The following is a 14588-nucleotide window of genomic DNA, read 5'->3' on the forward strand; positions in this document are numbered from 1 at the left end:
GATGAGCGGATCGAGGGGGCTATTTCTCGCGCTCGGCCTTGCGGGCGATGGCGTCCTGGCTTTCCTCGAATTCGCTGGCCTTGACGGCGCGGGTGTCCAGGGAGGGGCCGGCCGTCAGGTCGGGGGCGGTGGGGGTGAAGGTGACGGCGTCGCCGGAGGGCTTGGGAGCCGCGACGCCGAAGGCGGCGGGGTCCTGCTTGGCCTTCTGGGCCAGATAGTCGGCCTGTTCGTCGTCGGTGACGACGCCGTCCCTGTCAGCGTCGGCGGGCCGGAACAGCTTCATGGGCTGGGCGGCGACGGGGCCGGCCAGGGCGACCGCGACGGCGGCCAACAACGCGATACGCATACGAAAAATACCCCTCAACAGGCGGGCAATCTGACGGCGCCCGCCGTGGGGATCAAGAGACCGCCGAGACCCCGAACAGGAAGGGGTGGGCCAGGGCCAGGGCGACATAGACGACGATGGCCGCGAGAATCCGCCAGAGGCCGATCTCGCCCAGCTTCAGGGACTGGCGGCCGGCGACGATGGCGCCGAAGGGGATGTTGGAGGTCTGGGCGGCGAAGGCGTCCCACTTGTCGCCGAGCGCCCGCTTGCGCTTGGCGTCGATGCTGGCCGTGCCGAACAGGGCCAGGATCAGCAGGCCGCCGAACAGGGCGATGCTGGCGCGGTCGCCGTTCACCAGCAGGTGGCCCGCCGCCCACAGGGCCACGCCCCAGAGGAAGGGATGGCGGGTGACCCGCAGCATGCCCTTGACCACGTCGGGGCGGTCCAGGGCGCCCTCCTGCTTGACGCTGGTGGGGTTCGGCGTGGTCAGGCCCACCACCACGAACAGGAAGGCGAGCGCCTGGACCGCCACCTGGATCTTCCAGGTGACCGGGGTGATGTCCCAGTAGGCGAGGTTCCAGTCGGCGTTGCGGCTGTCGGCGAAGGCGAAGCCCAGCCAGGCGAGGCCGGCCGCCGAGGCCAGGGAGAAGAGGCCCATATAGGGGCCTTCGCCCATGGTCCCGACGAGGGCGCCGCGCAGTCGGGTGCCGGAGACGAGCAGGTGCAGCAGGATGAAGAAGGCCGCCGCGGCGAGCAGATTGGTCATGGAAACCTCCCCTAAGGTTGCGGGGAGGGTGCGCGCGTCAATTTACAGCGTCAAGTTTAGAGTGGGCGAGGATGACGGTCTTGAGGGGCAAGGGCCGCGCCTGGCGGTCTATCGCTCGCCGTCGTCCAGGTCGTCCTCGTCGGTCTCCCAGGGCGGGGGTTCGGCGCCGGCGCGGGGCTGGGGCGGGGGGAGGGGAAGTTCGGCCTGGGGCGTGGGGGTCGGAGGCGCCGGCGGCGGCGCCAGGGGGGCGGTCACCGCGGCGGCGGCGGCGGCCGCGGGCTGCAGCGCCCGGGGGCGGCGCAGGATGGCCTCGCTGCGGGCCAGCCAGCGGTTGGCCTCCAGCACGGCGGCGCCCGGCGAGGCGGCCACGCGGCGGGCCTCGTCCCCGCTGACCCAGAGATCCAGTTCGAAGTCGGGGTTCCGCGGGTCGTCGAAGATCAGCCGCAGGGTGACGCGGGCGGCGTGGCTGACCCGCTGGTCCAGGGCCCGGCGCGGCTCCTCGCGATGGACCCGGGCCACCACCTGGCCGTCGATGATCAGCTCGGCGCCCACCAGCTCGTCGATGCGGTAGATCAGGCACCAGGCGCCGGAGTCCCAGGCCACGGCGGCCAGGCCGGTGGCGAAGGAGAAGCCGACCCCGCGCCCGCGGCCCTTGGCCACCAGCATCGCCTCGGGCTCGCCCTTCAGCACGCGCTTCAGGGCGCGGCCGATGCGCCGCTCCTCGTCGAAGAACCAGATGGCCGCCGAGCCCGCGAAGGTCACGGCGGTCCCGGCCAGGGCGAGCAGCAGCAGGAGCCGGACGACGTCGTTCATGGCGCCAAGCTAGAGCGCTTCGCGGCGTGCGAGAAGCCTCGCCTCAACGGGCGTAGTTGATGGAATAGGTCGCTTCCAACAGATTGTTTTCGCGCATGAATTCCGCCATGGATTCATAGGTCGCGGTGCGGATCGGCCCCTGCTGGTCGTCGGTGCGCAGGCGCTGGTCGGCGATGGGGCCGAACAGGCGCAGGACGGCGTTGGCCTTCACCAGGGTCGGCTTGTAGTGGGCCTTGAGGTCGGCGGTGATCTGGTCGGGATCGCTGGTCTGCCAGATGGCCGCGGCGATGACGTTGAGCATGAAGTTGTTGCAGTTCTGGTAGGTCCGCTTCCACGGATTGGCCACCAGGGAATAGCGCCGGTTGTGGACCGCCTGATAGGTGGGGCTGTCGATCACCGCGATGATCCGGCGCTGCATCTCCGGCGAGGGGATGATCACCGCCATGTCGTCGACGGTGGAGCCGCGGGTGAAGTCGAAGGGATAGTCCTGGACCAGCCGGCTCTCGATCTTGGGCCAGGCCACGCCGTCGCCGGCATAGAGGTTGTAGACGGCGTAGCCCTGCTGGGTCTTGCCGTCCGCCGTCTTGATCATGCGGTGCACCCAGAAGCCGCCGTGGGTGTAGCTGATCCCTTCCGGAAGCTGGCTGCGCGGCCGGCCGGTGCGGAAGACGATGGCCAGCTTGGCGCCGCGGGCGGCCAGGTCGCGCTCCACCTGCTTGGAGAAGCCGGCCGCCTCTGCCGCCGTGAAGTGGGGGGCGACGGCGTGGGCCGAGGAGTCCTGGGCGGCGGCGGGCAGGGGCGCCGTGCTCAGGACGGAGGCCGCGGCGACGGCGATCAGGGCGCGGCGGATCATTTCTTAGCGGTGGTCGGGGTGTTGTAGGGCACGGCCGGGGCGGGATCGGGGGAGACCACCACCTTGTCGTCCACCACCAGCTTGCCCGAGGCGTCGGCCAGGTCGGAGACCGCCCCGCCCACACCCACCGAGGCCGCGCCGCTGGCGGCCACGGCCGAGCCGCCGGCCACCGAGCCCGCGCCCACCACGCCCACCGGCAGGGCCGAGACCCCCACGGCGGTCTTCACCCCCGAGGCGGCCAGCAGGCCCACGGCCTCCGAGGTCGCGGCCGAGGCGCCCGAGGCGTCGGTGGCGCTTTCCTGGGCGAAGGCGGGGGCGGCCAGCAGGCTGGCGGCCAGGGCGAGAAGCGGAAGCGAACGCATCACGGGGTCTTTCATGTTGGGAGCGGCCTCTTAACCATGCCGCCCTGATTTCGATAGTTAAGCTTTCGCAAGCTGAACGGCAGCTGACAGCGGCGGCTTATTTCGCCGGTGGCGCCTCGAACATCTGCGGGGGATAGGCGGCCAAACCCGGAAAGGCGGTCAGCCAGTCCTTGCCTCGGACCTGTTCCAGTAGGGCGGCGCACAGGGCCGGTGCGGCGGCGGCATAGTCGGTGACGGGGCGATAGCCGAGGGCCGCGGCGGCGCTCATGTCGGCCACCAGGGGCGCCTCGACGCTCCAGGGCGTGCGGCCCTTCCAGCCCTTCGGCGGGCCGGGGAAGGGGGCGAGGGTGGCCGAGGAGCCCATGGCGGACAGGATCGCCTCGCCGATCTCGATTACGGTAGGGGCGTCGGGATCGGCGGCGTTGAGGACGTGGAGGCCGGGCTGCTCCAGGGCGACGCGGGTGAGGTCCGCGAGGTTGGCGGTGGCGGTCGTGTGGAAGCGGCTCCGGCCGTCATAGGCCAGCGGGATGGCCTGCGCGCCGCGCAGGATCTGGGTCAGGAACCACCACTCGCGGGGCGCGCGGCTGCCCGGCCCATGAACGGCGAAGGGGCGCAGGATCTTCAAGGGGACGCGGGCGCCGTCCAGGAGGGCGTCCTCCATCGCCACCTTGTTGCTGGAATAGTCGGCGGTTCCGGGCGGGGCGCGGCGCTGGTCTTCGCGCAGGGGGATGGGATAGCGGGCGCCGTCACCCAGGGTGCGGCCCTCGTCGTCCACATAGACCTTGCCGGTGGAGATCACCGCCAGGGCGCCGATCCTGTCCTGCAGGGCCAGCCACTGGCGGGCGTGAAGGGCGGTGTAGGCCACGGTGTCGACGACGGCGTCGAAGGGTAGGGTCAGCGCGTCTGCGAGGGCGGTGTCGTCCTCGCGGTCGAGGATCGTGACCGCGACGCGGCCCTGGAGTTCGGCGGAAAGCTCGCCGTGGCGCTGGCCGACGGTGACGTCCCAGCCGTGCTCCAGCAGGTTGAGCGCCGCCGCCCGGCCGATTTGGCCCGAGCCTCCCAGGATGAAGGCGCGGCGGCTCACCGCCCTAGAGGTCCAGCTCGATCACCACCGGCACGTGGTCGGAGGGCTTGTCCCAGCCGCGGACGTCGCGGTGGATGACGCAGGCGGTGAGCTTGTCGGCGGCCTGGGGGGAGAGCAGGGCGTGGTCGATGCGGATGCCGTTGTTCCGTTGCCAGGCGCCGGCCTGGTAGTCCCAGAAGGTGTAGCTCTCGGGCGATCCGTCGACCTCCAGGAAGGCCTCGGTGAGGCCCAGCCACTTCAGCGCCCGGAAGGCCTCGCGGCTCTCGGTCTGGAAGAGGGCGTCGCCGGTCCAGTTCTGCGGGTTGGCGGCGTCGCGGGGCTCGGGGATGACGTTGTAGTCGCCCACCAGGGCCAGCGGCTCCTCATAGGCCAGCAGCTCGCGGGCGTGGGCGTTGAGGCGCGCCATCCAGGCCAGCTTGTAGGCGAACTTGTCGGTGCCGATGGGATTGCCGTTGGGCAGGTAGATCGAGGCCACCCGCACCGGGGTGGGGCCGGAGATCACCGCCTCGATATAGCGGGCGTGGTCGTCGCCGTCCTCGCCGGGCAGGCCCTTGCGGACGTCCTCCAGGGGGGTCTTGGAGAGGATGGCGACGCCGTTGTAGGTCTTCTGGCCGTGGACGGCGATATTGTAGCCCAGCCGTTCGAAGGCCTCGGCCGGGAACTTCTCGTCGACGCACTTGATCTCCTGCAGGCAGGCGACGTCGGGGGAGACCTCCTCGAACCAGCGCAGGACGGTCTCCAGCCGGGCGTTGACCGAATTGACGTTCCAGGTGGCGATCTTCATGGGCGTCCTTCGGCGTGAGGGTCTGGCTTAGATCTTGCGTCTACCGCCTCCATGCAAGGACCGCCAAGCAATCTAGGACAGGCCGCTAGCCTCGCGGGCGAACAGGACGCCGCCCGCGCGGCGATTCCGTTTGACGCGTGGCGGGGCGACGGGGACCTTGCGGCCATGTCAGGGGCCACCAAGCCGGGCCGGCGGCTGTCGCGCCGCGCCAAGATGATCTGGATGGGGGTGGCGACCGCCGCCTGCCTGGCCCTGGCGCCGGTCGGGGCCGTGGGCGCCCTGTTCTCGCCGCTGGTCTTCGATCACCAGGGCAACATCCTCAATCCCCTGGCCTGGATCGCCTTCCTGCTGATGGTCCTGTTCTGGATCGTCTGCCTGATCGGCCCCTTCCTGGCCTGGGTGCTGTTCAAGCGCGACCGCGAGCCCCTGGCCTGGGCCGCCATGGCCGCGCCGCTGGCCTGGCTGACCGTGCTGGTGGCGATCCTGCAGTTCATCCCCGGCTGAGGGCCGCCGCGGCGGCCTCCAGGATCATCGTCCAGCCCTGACCGGTCTGGTCGCGGTATTGGTCGTCGACGCCTTCGTGGGTCAGGGTCAGGGCGGCGCCGTCGCCGTCGGCGGCGATCTCCAGCCGCACGGTGGTGAAGCGGGGATCGTATTTCGGCACGGCGAACTCGAAGACCAGCCGGCGGGGGCGGTCCAGCTCCAAGATGCGGCCGACATGCTCGATGTCCTGGCCGTCGCGGCGGTCGACGAAGGTGTAGGCGCCGCCGACCCGGGGTTCGATGTCCACCCGCACCATCTCGCCGCCCGCGGTGGCGAACATGAAGCGCCCGGCGATGGCCGGGTCGAGGAAGGCGTCGAACACCCGCTCGGGGCTGACCGTGAAGCGGCGGGTGACGGTGACGGTCTGGGTCATTTCGGAGGCTCCTGGGCGTCCTGCGCCCGGAAGATGGCGTCCAGGGCCTCGAGGCTTCGCGTCCAGAGGGCGCGCTGGGTCTCGATCCAGGCCTGAGCCGCCTCGAGGGGGGCGGGGTTGAGGGTCAGCAGGTGCTCGCGGCCGGCGCGGCGGCGGATCACGAGGTCGGCGCGCTCCAGCATGCGGATGTGCTTGGAGACCGAGTTCAGGGAGATGTCGAAGGGGGCGGCGAGCTCGGTCACGCGGGCCTCGCCCCGGGTCAGCCGCGCCAGGATCGCCCGCCGGGTGGGGTCGGCGAGGGCGGCCAGGGTGTTGTCGAGCTGGGCAGTCATTCACCCATTTGGATGAATAAATCGATCCAGGTCAAGCCGGGGAGCGGTTGACCCGTCCGCCGGCCTCTGCCATGGGAGCGATTGAGAATTAATCGCAAAAGTGGATCGTGTTCATGGGACGGCTCGGCAGGGTATTGTGCGGCGGAACGGCCTTGGCGCTGCTGGGGGCGATCATGCCGGCTCAGGCCCAGGAGGCGGTGGCGGTCGACGAACTCGTGGTCACCGCCATGCGCTCCGAGGCGCCGCGCGCCACCGTGCCCTCCACCATCCAGATCATCGGCGAGACCGAGCTGCGGGTGCAGCAGGCCCTGGCGATGAGCGCGGTGGAGGCGGTCTCGGCCCTGGTGCCGTCCTTCTCGCCCACGCGGCAGAAGCTGTCGGGCGCCGGCGAGACCCTGCGCGGCCGCTCGCCGCTCTATCTGGTGGACGGGGTGCCGCAGTCGACGCCGCTGCGGGACGACAGCCGCGACGGCTTCACCATCGACCCCTTCTTCATCGACCGCGTCGAGGTGGTGTTCGGCTCCAACGCCATCCAGGGGGTCGGGGCCGCCGGCGGGGTGATCAACTATGTCACCGCCCCGACGCCCAAGTCCGGCCAGGGCTGGACCGGCAAGGTCATGGCCCAGACCAGCTTCGACGACGGGGTGCTGGACGACAGCTTCGGCTACAAGGCCGCCGGCCTGGTGGGCCGCGACTTCGGGACCTGGGACTTCGTGGCCGGCGCGGCCTACGAGACCCGGGGCGGCTATTACGACGCCCAGGGCCGCCGCGTCGGCATCGACGCGACCCAGGGCGAGCTGCAGAACTCCGACAGCTGGTCGCTCTTCGGCAAGGCGGGGGTCGACCTCGGCGACGAGCGGCGCCTGGAGGCCATGGTCAACCACTTCGAGCTGGAGGGGGGCGACGACTACGTCCTGGTCAACGGAAACCGCGCCACCGGCCTGCCGGCGACGGCCCGGCCCGGCGTCCAGCCCGGCCTGCCCACCGCCAACGAGGTGACCTCCGCGGCGATCACCTACAAGGACCGCGACCTGTTCGGCGGGGTCCTGACCGCCCAGGGCTTCGCCCACGACTATCACGGCGTCTTCGGGGGCTCGATCACCGGCACCTTCCAGGACGTCCGCCTCGCCCCGCTGAACACCCTGTTCGACCAGTCGGCCAACAATTCCCAGAAGCAGGGGTTCAAGCTGGACTACGAGCGCGGCTTCGCGGCGCTGCCGGGGTTCAAGGTGCTGGTCGGCCTCGATGGCCTGAAGGACAAGACCTACCAGGAACTGGTGCTGACCAACCGGATCTGGGTGCCCAAGACCACCTATAAGAGCCTCTCGCCCTTCCTGCAGGTCCACCAGGCGCTGTGGGACGACCGCATCCACCTCTCGGCCGGGGTGAGGCAGGAGAACGCCACCCTGGAGGTGGGGGACTTCACCACCCTGGCCTCGTCGGGCTCCACCCGGGTCGCCGGCGGCGCGCCCAGCTTCACGGAGGTGCTGACCAATGTCGGCGGGACCTTCCGGGTGACGGACGGGGTGGTCGCCTACGCCTCCTACGCCCAGGGGTTCACCATGCCGGACGTCGGCCGGGTGCTGCGGGCCATCAACACGCCGGGCCGTGACGTCGACACCTATCTGGACGTCGCCCCCGTGGTCTCCGACAACATCGAGCTGGGGGTCGAGTTCGCCCGCGGGCCGGTGAACGGGTCGCTGGCCTGGTTCGCCTCGGCCTCGGACAAGGGCGCCCTGCTGGTGCTCAACGCCGGCGGCACCTTCGACGTCCAGCGCCAGCGCACCGAGATCGAAGGCGTCGAGGCGACCCTGCGCTGGAAGGCCAAGGACTGGCTGACCCTGGGGGCGGCCTACTCCCACCTGGAGGGCCGGACCGACGGGAACGGCGACGGCCGGGTCGACCAGGACCTGGACGGGGCGAACATCTCCCCCGACCGCCTGACCCTGACCGCCGACGCCACTTATGGCGACTTCAATTTCCGCCTGCAGGGCCAGGTCTTCGAGGCCCGCAGCTTCCAGGGTCAGCCGGCGGCCAACGCCTTCGAGGGCTATGAGCTGCTGGACGCGGTGGCCGCCTGGAACGCGCCCTTCGGAACCGTCAGCCTGGGGGTTCGCAACCTGCTGGATGAGCAGTACATCACCTATAACAGCGACACGACCAACCCGACGGACAACGCCCGCTACTTCGCCGGCCAGGGCCGGGCGGTGACGCTGGGGATCGTCCGGGCCTTCTGATGGGTCTGATCCGCACCCTGCACGCCTGGGCCGGGGCGATCCTGGCGCTGATCCTGGTGCTCCTGGGGCTCACCGGCTCCCTGCTGGTGCTGCGCGAGGACTGGGTGAAGCTGACCGTGCCGGAGGCCCGCGCCGCGGTGACGGCGTCCCCGGCCGTGCTGGGGGCGGCCGCGGAGGCCGTGGAGGCCCAGGGGACGCCCCGCAGCATGATGTTCGCCGGGCCACACCTCGGGGTCCATCGGCTGACCTATGCGAAGGACGGCATGGCCTATGCCGCCGCCGACGGCGCGATCCTGGCCCGCTGGACCGACACCGAACGGGCCGAGCAGTGGGTCTTCCAACTGCATCACCGGCTGCTGGCCGGGGAGAGCGGTGAGATGGTGGTGGGGGTCGCGGGCCTGGCGGGGGCGATGCTGTGCCTGACCGGGGTGATCGTCTGGTTTCCCGCCTGGCGCAGCTTCGCGGGGAAGGTGTGGCCGAGGTCGGCGGCCCGGCGCGACCTCGTAGCCTCGCACCGCGACCTGGGCATCCTGATGGCCGTCCCGGTCTTGGTCCTGTGCCTGACCGGCGGGATGATCGTCTTCAACGACACCAGCAAGGCGCTGGTCACCGGACTGGCGCCCGGCGGCGTCGAAGCCCCCAACCCGCCCAAGGCGGGGCAGGGGGATATTGACTGGCCGGTGGCCCTGGCCGGCGCCCAGGCGGCCTTCCCGCGAGCGACCCTGCGGCTGGCCAGCTGGCCAGCCAAACCCGGCGCGCCAGCGGTCATCCGCATGAAGCAGCCGGCCGAGTGGCACCCCAACGGGCGGACGATCGTCTATATCGACCCGGCGACGTCGAAGGTGATCGGCACGGTGGACGCCCAGGCCTTCGGGCCCGGCGCGCGGTTCCAGAACGCTGTCTATCCGATCCATGCCGCCTCGGTGGGGGGCCGGGCCTATGACCTTGTGGTGTTCCTGGGCGGCGTCGCCCTCGCGGCCCTGGGCGGACTGGGCCTCTGGTCGTTCCTGATCCAGCAGCGCCGAAGTTGGGCGCGCGGGCGGTGAAGAGCCCGCTCGTCCCGGCCTTCGCCGGGATGAGCGGTCGGTTTCAGATCGAGAAGCTGACGCCGCAGCCGCAGCTGGACTTGGCGTTGGGGTTGCGGACGCGGAACTCGGCGCCGGCCAGTTCGTCGACATAGTCGATCACCGAGCCCTTCAGCAGGATGAGGCTCATCTCGTCCACCAGGGCCGCGGCGCCGTCATGTTCCACCACCAGGTCGTCGGCCTGTCGCTCGCTGACCAGGGCGAACTGGTACTGGAAGCCCGAGCAGCCGCCGCCCTCCACCGCCACGCGGAGCATGACGGGATGGCCCTCGGTCTTGCTGAGGTCGTGCAGCCGCTGGGCGGCGGTGGGGGAGAGGGTGAGGTCTGATGTGGTCATGATGCGTAAAACCCTGGTCTGGCCTATATGAGGGTGACTGGGCTCTTGACCAAGGGGCCACCGCAGATTGCGAGCATACATGGCTTTGACGGTTCCGCCCCGCGTCTCCTACGCCGAAGACCCCGGCCTGTCCCTGGGCCGCAAGGTCGTGGAGCCGGAAAGCCGCAACCGCACCCCCTTCGCCCGCGACCGCGACCGCATCATCCACGCCACCGCCTTCCGCCGGCTGAAGGAGAAGACCCAGGTCTTCGTGGCCCATGAGGGCGACCACTTCCGCACCCGCCTGACGCACTCCCTGGAGGTGGCCCAGGTGGCCCGGTCCCTGGCCACGGCGCTGGGGCTGGACGCCGACCTGGCCGAGACCATCGCCCTGGCCCACGACCTGGGCCACCCGCCCTTCGGCCACGCGGGCGAGGACGAGCTGCAGGTGCAGATGGAGCCCTATGGCGGCTTCGACCACAATGTGCAGACCTTCCGGGTGGTCACCAAGCTGGAGCGCCGCTATCCGCGCTGGGACGGGCTGAACCTCACCTGGGAGACCCTGGAGGGGGTGATCAAGCACAACGGCCCGGTGACGGCCAAGCTTTCCCAGCCCTCCTGGAAGGCGATCTCCGAGTTCGACGCCGAGTACGATCTCGGCCTGGACACCTGGGCCTCGGCCGAGGCCCAGTGCGCGGCGCTCGCCGACGACATCGCCTACAACAACCACGACGTGGACGACGGGGTGCAGGCGGGCCTGTTCCACCTGAAGGAGCTGCTGGACGTGCCGCTGATCGGCCCGATCCTGGCCAGCGTCTACAAGGACTATCCCGACCTCGACCCCGGCATCGTGCGGCTGGAGGCGGTGCGGCGCATGATCGGGGCCATGATCGACGACGTCCTGGCCGAGACCGAACGCCGGGCGGTCTCGTCCAAGGTGGCCTCAGCCGACGACGTGCGGCATCTCGACCACGCCCTGGTGGCCTTCTCCCGCGACATGCTGGAGGATCTGGGGCGGCTGCGGGAATTCCTGATGAACCGGATGTACCGGCACTGGAAGGTCAATCGCACCCGCTCCCAGGCCCGCCGTATTCTGGCCGAGATGTTCCAGTTGTTCATGGGCGAGCCCGATGTCCTGCCGACGGAGTGGTTCGCCCGGTCGCAGAACCGCGACGACGCCGGCCGCGCCCGGGTGGTGTGCGACTACATCGCCGGCATGACCGACCGCTTCGCCATCGAAGAGCACCGCAGGCTTTTCCACCTCGACGTCTGGAATTAGGGCGTCTCGGCGGTTCGAAGCCCGCCGCCCTTCGGTACACTGCCGCTGACGCCGCGCGATTCGTTTCGCGCGCGCTTTCCGATTCCCTTGGGAGCCTTCGATGACCAACCCCGATCGCGGCGCCTACACGCCCCCGACCGACGCGCCCCTGGCCTTCGACGCGCGCCAGCCGGTGCGCGGAACCCGGCCGGCCCCGATGATGCTGATCATCAGCGCCCTGGTGCTGATCGGCCTGGTGGTGGCGATCTTCGTCTTCTATCGCTCCGGCGTGCGCCAGGCCGGCGCCGCGCCGCAGGCGGTGGGGACCCCCGTGGGCGCCATCAAGGGCCCCGCGCCCGCAGAGGACCAGCCGGTGGACCCCGCCGCGGGCCTGCAGATCTACCAGTCCTCCGAGGGCGCCGCCGCGCCGACCACCCCCAACTTCACCGCCCCGCCGGAACAGCCCGCCGCCCGCGCCACCCCGCCGGTGGCCGTGGTCACCCCGCCGCCGGCCCCCAAGCCCGCGCCGACCCTGCCGGTGGCCGCCGGGCCCGCTCCCGGTCCCGTGGCGGCGCTTCCCGTCACCCCGGCGCCCAAGCCCGTCCCGGCCCTGAAGCCTAATCTGCCGGCCGCCACGCCGGCCGCCGCCGGCGGCGGCGCAGCCGCGGTGCAGATCGGCGCCTTCTCCTCCCAGGCCCTGGCCGACAAGGGCTGGAACGACGCGGCCAAGATCGCGCCGGGCGCCACGGCGGGCAAAGGCAAGCGGGTCGAGGCCATCCAGAAGGACGGCGCCACCCTCTACCGGACGGCGGTGACCGGCTTCGCCAGCCGCGCCGACGCCGCGGCCTTCTGCGATCAGCTCAAGGCCGCCGGCAAGTCCTGCTTCGTGAAGTGAGCGTCAAGGCCGCCATCCTCGGCTGCGCGGGCCTGAGCCTCTCGAGCGAGGAGCAGGCCTTCTTCCGCGACGTGCGTCCCTGGGGGTTCATCCTCTTCAAGCGCAATGTCGACAGCCCCGACCAGGTGCGGACCCTGACCGAGCAGCTCCGCGCCTGCGTGGAGCGGCCCGACGCGCCGATCCTGATCGACCAGGAGGGCGGCCGGGTCGCCCGCCTGGGGCCGCCGCACTGGCGGCGCTACCCGCCGGGCCGGGCCTATGGCGACCTGCCGGCCAACGACCCCCTGCTGCGCCGGGAGATCACCCGGCTGGGCGGGCGCCTGCTGGCCCACGACCTCGCCGCCCTGGGGATCAATGTCGACTGCGTGCCGGTGCTGGACGTGCCCGGCGAGGGCGCCCACGACATTATCGGCGACCGGGCCTACGCCAAGACCCCCGAGGGCGTCGCCCAGCTGGGCCGCGCGGCCTGCGAGGGCCTGATCGCGGGGGGCGTGCTACCGGTGATCAAGCACATCCCCGGCCACGGCCGGGCCATGGCCGACAGCCACCTGGACCTGCCGGTGGTGGACGCCGCCTACGAGGACCTCGACGCCCGCGACTTCGCCCCCTTCCGGGTCCTGTCGGACATGCCGATGGCGATGAGCGCCCACGTCGTCTACACGGCCGTCGACCCGCGCGGCCCGGCGACCACCTCCAAGCGGGCGATCAGCACGGTGATCCGCAAGGCCATCGGCTTCGACGGCCTGCTGATGACCGACGACCTGTCCATGAAGGCCCTGGGGGGCGACTTCACGACGCGGGCCAAGAGCGCGCTCTCGGCCGGCTGCGACGTGGTCCTGCACTGCAACGGCGACATGGCCGAGATGAAGGCGGTGATCGCCGGGACCCGCGCCCTGTCGGGCCGCGCCGCCCAGCGGGCCCGCGCGGCGCTGGGCCGCATCGCGCGGACCCCCGAGCCCTTCGATGCTGAGGAAGGGCGCGCGCGATTCGACGCGGCCTTCGCGGGGCAGTGGTCTTGAGCAACACCTTCCAGCCCAATCTCGACTTCGAGGCCGCCGCCACGGCGGCCGAGGACGGCGAGGCCCTGATCATCGACCTGGAGGGCTACGAGGGCCCGCTGCACGTGCTGCTGGCCCTGGCCCGCAGCCAGAAGGTCGACCTGATGAAACTGTCGATCACCCGGCTGGCCGACCAGTACCTGGCCTTCGTCCACCAGGCCCGTCGCATCCGCTTCTCGCTGGCCGCCGACTATCTGGTGATGGCCGCCTGGCTGACCTATCTGAAGTCCCGCCTGCTGCTGCCCAAGCCGGAGCGGCCCAAGGCCGAGGAGCCGCCGGCCGAGGAGATGGCCGCGCAGCTGGCCTTCCGCCTGGCCAAGCTCGACGCCATGCGCCGGTCGGCCGACGCCCTGCGCGACGGGGCCCAGCTGGGCCGCGACGTCTTCCTGCGCGGCGATCCCCAGGCGATCCAGATCATCCCCTCCAACCGCCTGGAGGGCGACCTCTACGGCCTGATGAGCGCCTATATCGCCCAGCGGAAGAAGGAACAGGACCGCCACTACACGCCGCGCACGCCCCAGGCCTATCCGCTGGAGGCGGCCCGCGAGCGGTTGCGGGATATGCTGCCCGACCTGTCGCGCTGGACCGCCCTGGAGGGCATTGCCCCGATGCGTCCGAGCAGCGAGCCGGGTCCCAGCCGCGCCTCCTATGTCGCCTCCACCCTCTCGGCCAGCCTGGAGCTGGTGAAGGAAGGGGCGATGGAGGCCCGTCAGTTGGAGGCCTTCGCCGACATCTTCCTGCGCGCCCGCCGGGGAGCCGCCGCGTGACCGATCCCGCCGAGCGCCAGGTCGAGGCCCTGCTGTTCGCCGCCGCGGGGCCGCTCAGCCTGGACGACATCGCCAAGCGCCTGCCGGCCAATTCCGACGTCGAGGCCGCCATCGCCGCCCTGCAGGCGACCTATGCGGGAAGGGGCGTGGAGCTGGTCTGCGTGGCCGACCGCTGGCGGTTCCAGACCGCGCCGGACCTCGCCTTCCTGATGACCGAGGAGCGGGAGGAGCCCCGGCGGCTGTCCAAGGCCGCCCAGGAGACCCTGGCCATCATCGCCTATCACCAGCCGGTGACCCGGGCCGAGATCGAGTCCGTGCGCGGGGTCCAGGCCAGCCGCGGCACCCTGGACGTCCTGCTGGAGCTGGGCCTGGTGCGGATGCGCGGCCGCCGCCGCACCCCGGGCCGCCCCGTCACCTACGGCACCACCGACGCCTTCCTGGAGCATTACGGCCTGGCGGCCCTGGCCGACCTGCCGGGCATGGCCGAGATGAAGGCCGCCGGCCTGCTCAGCCTGGATCTCCCCGCCGACTTCGCCATCCCCAATCCGGGCGGCGTGGACCTGGAGGAGGACCCGCTGGAGGACGACGCGGCGCCCGAATTCCACACAGACTTCCTCGGGGAGGAGGAAGAGAGCTGATTGAGGCGCTGGCCTCTTGCGAACCGATTGGCGCGCCGTCACCTAAACGACTATATTCGATTGGAATATCGCAACGGGCGCGCGCCCATTCGGGCGCCG

18 protein-coding genes are annotated in these 14588 nt (G+C 71.0%); 8 read left to right on the plus strand and 10 right to left on the minus strand.

The features are described 5' to 3' along the window. Positions 1-19 precede the first annotated feature (19 nt). From AC1RN5_RS05370 to xth, 7 genes are all read right to left on the minus strand, one after another. Positions 20-346: a hypothetical protein gene (locus AC1RN5_RS05370; protein WP_493040208.1), complete on the minus strand. Its 327-nt coding sequence runs from the start codon at positions 344-346 to the stop codon at positions 20-22. Between the two features lie 52 nt (positions 347-398). Beyond that, the gene (locus tag AC1RN5_RS05375; RefSeq protein WP_493040210.1) at positions 399-1091 is read right to left on the minus strand and encodes an NnrU family protein; all 693 of its coding nucleotides are present in this window, start codon (positions 1089-1091) and stop codon (positions 399-401) included. 108 nt (positions 1092-1199) lie between these two features. Beyond that, a complete protein-coding gene (locus tag AC1RN5_RS05380) occupies positions 1200-1904 on the minus strand; it encodes a hypothetical protein (RefSeq protein ID WP_493040211.1) in 705 nt (234 codons plus the stop codon). A gap of 43 nt (positions 1905-1947) precedes the next feature. Beyond that, the gene (locus AC1RN5_RS05385; protein ID WP_493040212.1) at positions 1948-2757 is read right to left on the minus strand and encodes a DUF2145 domain-containing protein; all 810 of its coding nucleotides are present in this window, start codon (positions 2755-2757) and stop codon (positions 1948-1950) included. Further along, positions 2754-3119, minus strand: coding sequence for a hypothetical protein (locus AC1RN5_RS05390; protein ID WP_493040213.1), 366 nt, complete (start codon positions 3117-3119; stop codon positions 2754-2756). Before AC1RN5_RS05390 ends, AC1RN5_RS05385 begins: the two co-directional genes overlap by 4 nt. 97 nt (positions 3120-3216) lie before the next feature. Further along, complete coding sequence (locus AC1RN5_RS05395; protein WP_493040214.1) at positions 3217-4203, minus strand: NAD-dependent epimerase/dehydratase family protein; 987 nt, start codon at positions 4201-4203, stop codon at positions 3217-3219. Between the two features lie 4 nt (positions 4204-4207). Then, positions 4208-4987: an exodeoxyribonuclease III gene (xth, locus tag AC1RN5_RS05400; RefSeq protein ID WP_493040215.1), complete on the minus strand. Its 780-nt coding sequence runs from the start codon at positions 4985-4987 to the stop codon at positions 4208-4210. A gap of 165 nt (positions 4988-5152) precedes the next feature. Between xth and AC1RN5_RS05405 the strand changes: the two genes are divergently transcribed. After that, entirely contained in the window at positions 5153-5491 is a 339-nt protein-coding gene (locus tag AC1RN5_RS05405; protein WP_421932120.1) for a hypothetical protein, read from the plus strand. Here AC1RN5_RS05405 and AC1RN5_RS05410 read toward each other — a convergent pair. Next, entirely contained in the window at positions 5478-5903 is a 426-nt protein-coding gene (locus AC1RN5_RS05410) for an SRPBCC family protein (RefSeq protein WP_493040216.1), read from the minus strand. The two genes, AC1RN5_RS05405 and AC1RN5_RS05410, sit on opposite strands and share 14 nt — an antisense overlap. Further along, the gene (locus AC1RN5_RS05415) at positions 5900-6235 is read right to left on the minus strand and encodes an ArsR/SmtB family transcription factor (protein WP_493040217.1); all 336 of its coding nucleotides are present in this window, start codon (positions 6233-6235) and stop codon (positions 5900-5902) included. The genes AC1RN5_RS05410 and AC1RN5_RS05415 overlap by 4 nt, the downstream gene beginning before the upstream one ends. A gap of 113 nt (positions 6236-6348) precedes the next feature. Between AC1RN5_RS05415 and AC1RN5_RS05420 the strand changes: the two genes are divergently transcribed. Together AC1RN5_RS05420 and AC1RN5_RS05425 are read left to right on the plus strand one after the other, a co-directional pair. After that, complete coding sequence (locus tag AC1RN5_RS05420; protein ID WP_493040218.1) at positions 6349-8472, plus strand: TonB-dependent receptor; 2124 nt, start codon at positions 6349-6351, stop codon at positions 8470-8472. After that, the gene (locus AC1RN5_RS05425) at positions 8472-9518 is read left to right on the plus strand and encodes a PepSY-associated TM helix domain-containing protein (protein WP_493040220.1); all 1047 of its coding nucleotides are present in this window, start codon (positions 8472-8474) and stop codon (positions 9516-9518) included. The genes AC1RN5_RS05420 and AC1RN5_RS05425 overlap by 1 nt, the downstream gene beginning before the upstream one ends. 43 nt (positions 9519-9561) lie before the next feature. Here the strand turns inward: AC1RN5_RS05425 and erpA are convergent, their stop codons facing one another. Continuing rightward, positions 9562-9894 carry an iron-sulfur cluster insertion protein ErpA gene (erpA, locus tag AC1RN5_RS05430; protein ID WP_421932115.1) on the minus strand — a complete coding sequence of 111 codons (333 nt, stop codon included), beginning with the start codon at positions 9892-9894 and terminating at the stop codon, positions 9562-9564. 79 nt (positions 9895-9973) lie between these two features. Between erpA and AC1RN5_RS05435 the strand changes: the two genes are divergently transcribed. The 5 genes from AC1RN5_RS05435 to scpB all read left to right on the plus strand — a co-directional run bounded on the left by AC1RN5_RS05435 (position 9974) and on the right by scpB (position 14489). Then, positions 9974-11152, plus strand: coding sequence for a deoxyguanosinetriphosphate triphosphohydrolase (locus AC1RN5_RS05435; protein WP_493040222.1), 1179 nt, complete (start codon positions 9974-9976; stop codon positions 11150-11152). A 100-nt stretch (positions 11153-11252) separates the two neighbouring features. Further along, the gene (gene ftsN / locus AC1RN5_RS05440; protein WP_493040223.1) at positions 11253-12026 is read left to right on the plus strand and encodes a cell division protein FtsN; all 774 of its coding nucleotides are present in this window, start codon (positions 11253-11255) and stop codon (positions 12024-12026) included. Next, complete coding sequence (nagZ, locus tag AC1RN5_RS05445) at positions 12023-13045, plus strand: beta-N-acetylhexosaminidase (protein WP_493040225.1); 1023 nt, start codon at positions 12023-12025, stop codon at positions 13043-13045. Before ftsN ends, nagZ begins: the two co-directional genes overlap by 4 nt. Further along, the gene (locus AC1RN5_RS05450; RefSeq protein ID WP_421932111.1) at positions 13042-13851 is read left to right on the plus strand and encodes a segregation and condensation protein A; all 810 of its coding nucleotides are present in this window, start codon (positions 13042-13044) and stop codon (positions 13849-13851) included. Before nagZ ends, AC1RN5_RS05450 begins: the two co-directional genes overlap by 4 nt. Beyond that, positions 13848-14489 (plus strand): SMC-Scp complex subunit ScpB, encoded by a 642-nt coding sequence (gene scpB, locus AC1RN5_RS05455; RefSeq protein ID WP_493040227.1) that lies wholly within the window; start codon positions 13848-13850, stop codon positions 14487-14489. Before AC1RN5_RS05450 ends, scpB begins: the two co-directional genes overlap by 4 nt. Positions 14490-14588: the final 99 nt, after the last annotated feature.

The organism is Phenylobacterium sp. GW821-FHT12F10 (genome assembly GCF_058806695.1).

What these genes read in the sequence shown, in the direction of transcription:
- AC1RN5_RS05370 (WP_493040208.1), bottom strand. Translation starts at nt 346, where the DNA reads ATGCGTATCGCGTTGTTGGCCGCCGTCGCGGTCGCCCTGGCCGGCCCC.
- AC1RN5_RS05375 (WP_493040210.1), bottom strand. Translation starts at nt 1,091, where the DNA reads ATGACCAATCTGCTCGCCGCGGCGGCCTTCTTCATCCTGCTGCACCTG.
- AC1RN5_RS05380 (WP_493040211.1), bottom strand. Translation starts at nt 1,904, where the DNA reads ATGAACGACGTCGTCCGGCTCCTGCTGCTGCTCGCCCTGGCCGGGACC.
- AC1RN5_RS05385 (WP_493040212.1), bottom strand. Translation starts at nt 2,757, where the DNA reads ATGATCCGCCGCGCCCTGATCGCCGTCGCCGCGGCCTCCGTCCTGAGC.
- AC1RN5_RS05390 (WP_493040213.1), bottom strand. Translation starts at nt 3,119, where the DNA reads ATGCGTTCGCTTCCGCTTCTCGCCCTGGCCGCCAGCCTGCTGGCCGCC.
- xth (WP_493040215.1), bottom strand. Translation starts at nt 4,987, where the DNA reads ATGAAGATCGCCACCTGGAACGTCAATTCGGTCAACGCCCGGCTGGAG.
- AC1RN5_RS05405 (WP_421932120.1), top strand. Translation starts at nt 5,153, where the DNA reads ATGTCAGGGGCCACCAAGCCGGGCCGGCGGCTGTCGCGCCGCGCCAAG.
- AC1RN5_RS05410 (WP_493040216.1), bottom strand. Translation starts at nt 5,903, where the DNA reads ATGACCCAGACCGTCACCGTCACCCGCCGCTTCACGGTCAGCCCCGAG.
- AC1RN5_RS05415 (WP_493040217.1), bottom strand. Translation starts at nt 6,235, where the DNA reads ATGACTGCCCAGCTCGACAACACCCTGGCCGCCCTCGCCGACCCCACC.
- AC1RN5_RS05420 (WP_493040218.1), top strand. Translation starts at nt 6,349, where the DNA reads ATGGGACGGCTCGGCAGGGTATTGTGCGGCGGAACGGCCTTGGCGCTG.
- AC1RN5_RS05425 (WP_493040220.1), top strand. Translation starts at nt 8,472, where the DNA reads ATGGGTCTGATCCGCACCCTGCACGCCTGGGCCGGGGCGATCCTGGCG.
- erpA (WP_421932115.1), bottom strand. Translation starts at nt 9,894, where the DNA reads ATGACCACATCAGACCTCACCCTCTCCCCCACCGCCGCCCAGCGGCTG.
- AC1RN5_RS05435 (WP_493040222.1), top strand. Translation starts at nt 9,974, where the DNA reads ATGGCTTTGACGGTTCCGCCCCGCGTCTCCTACGCCGAAGACCCCGGC.
- ftsN (WP_493040223.1), top strand. Translation starts at nt 11,253, where the DNA reads ATGACCAACCCCGATCGCGGCGCCTACACGCCCCCGACCGACGCGCCC.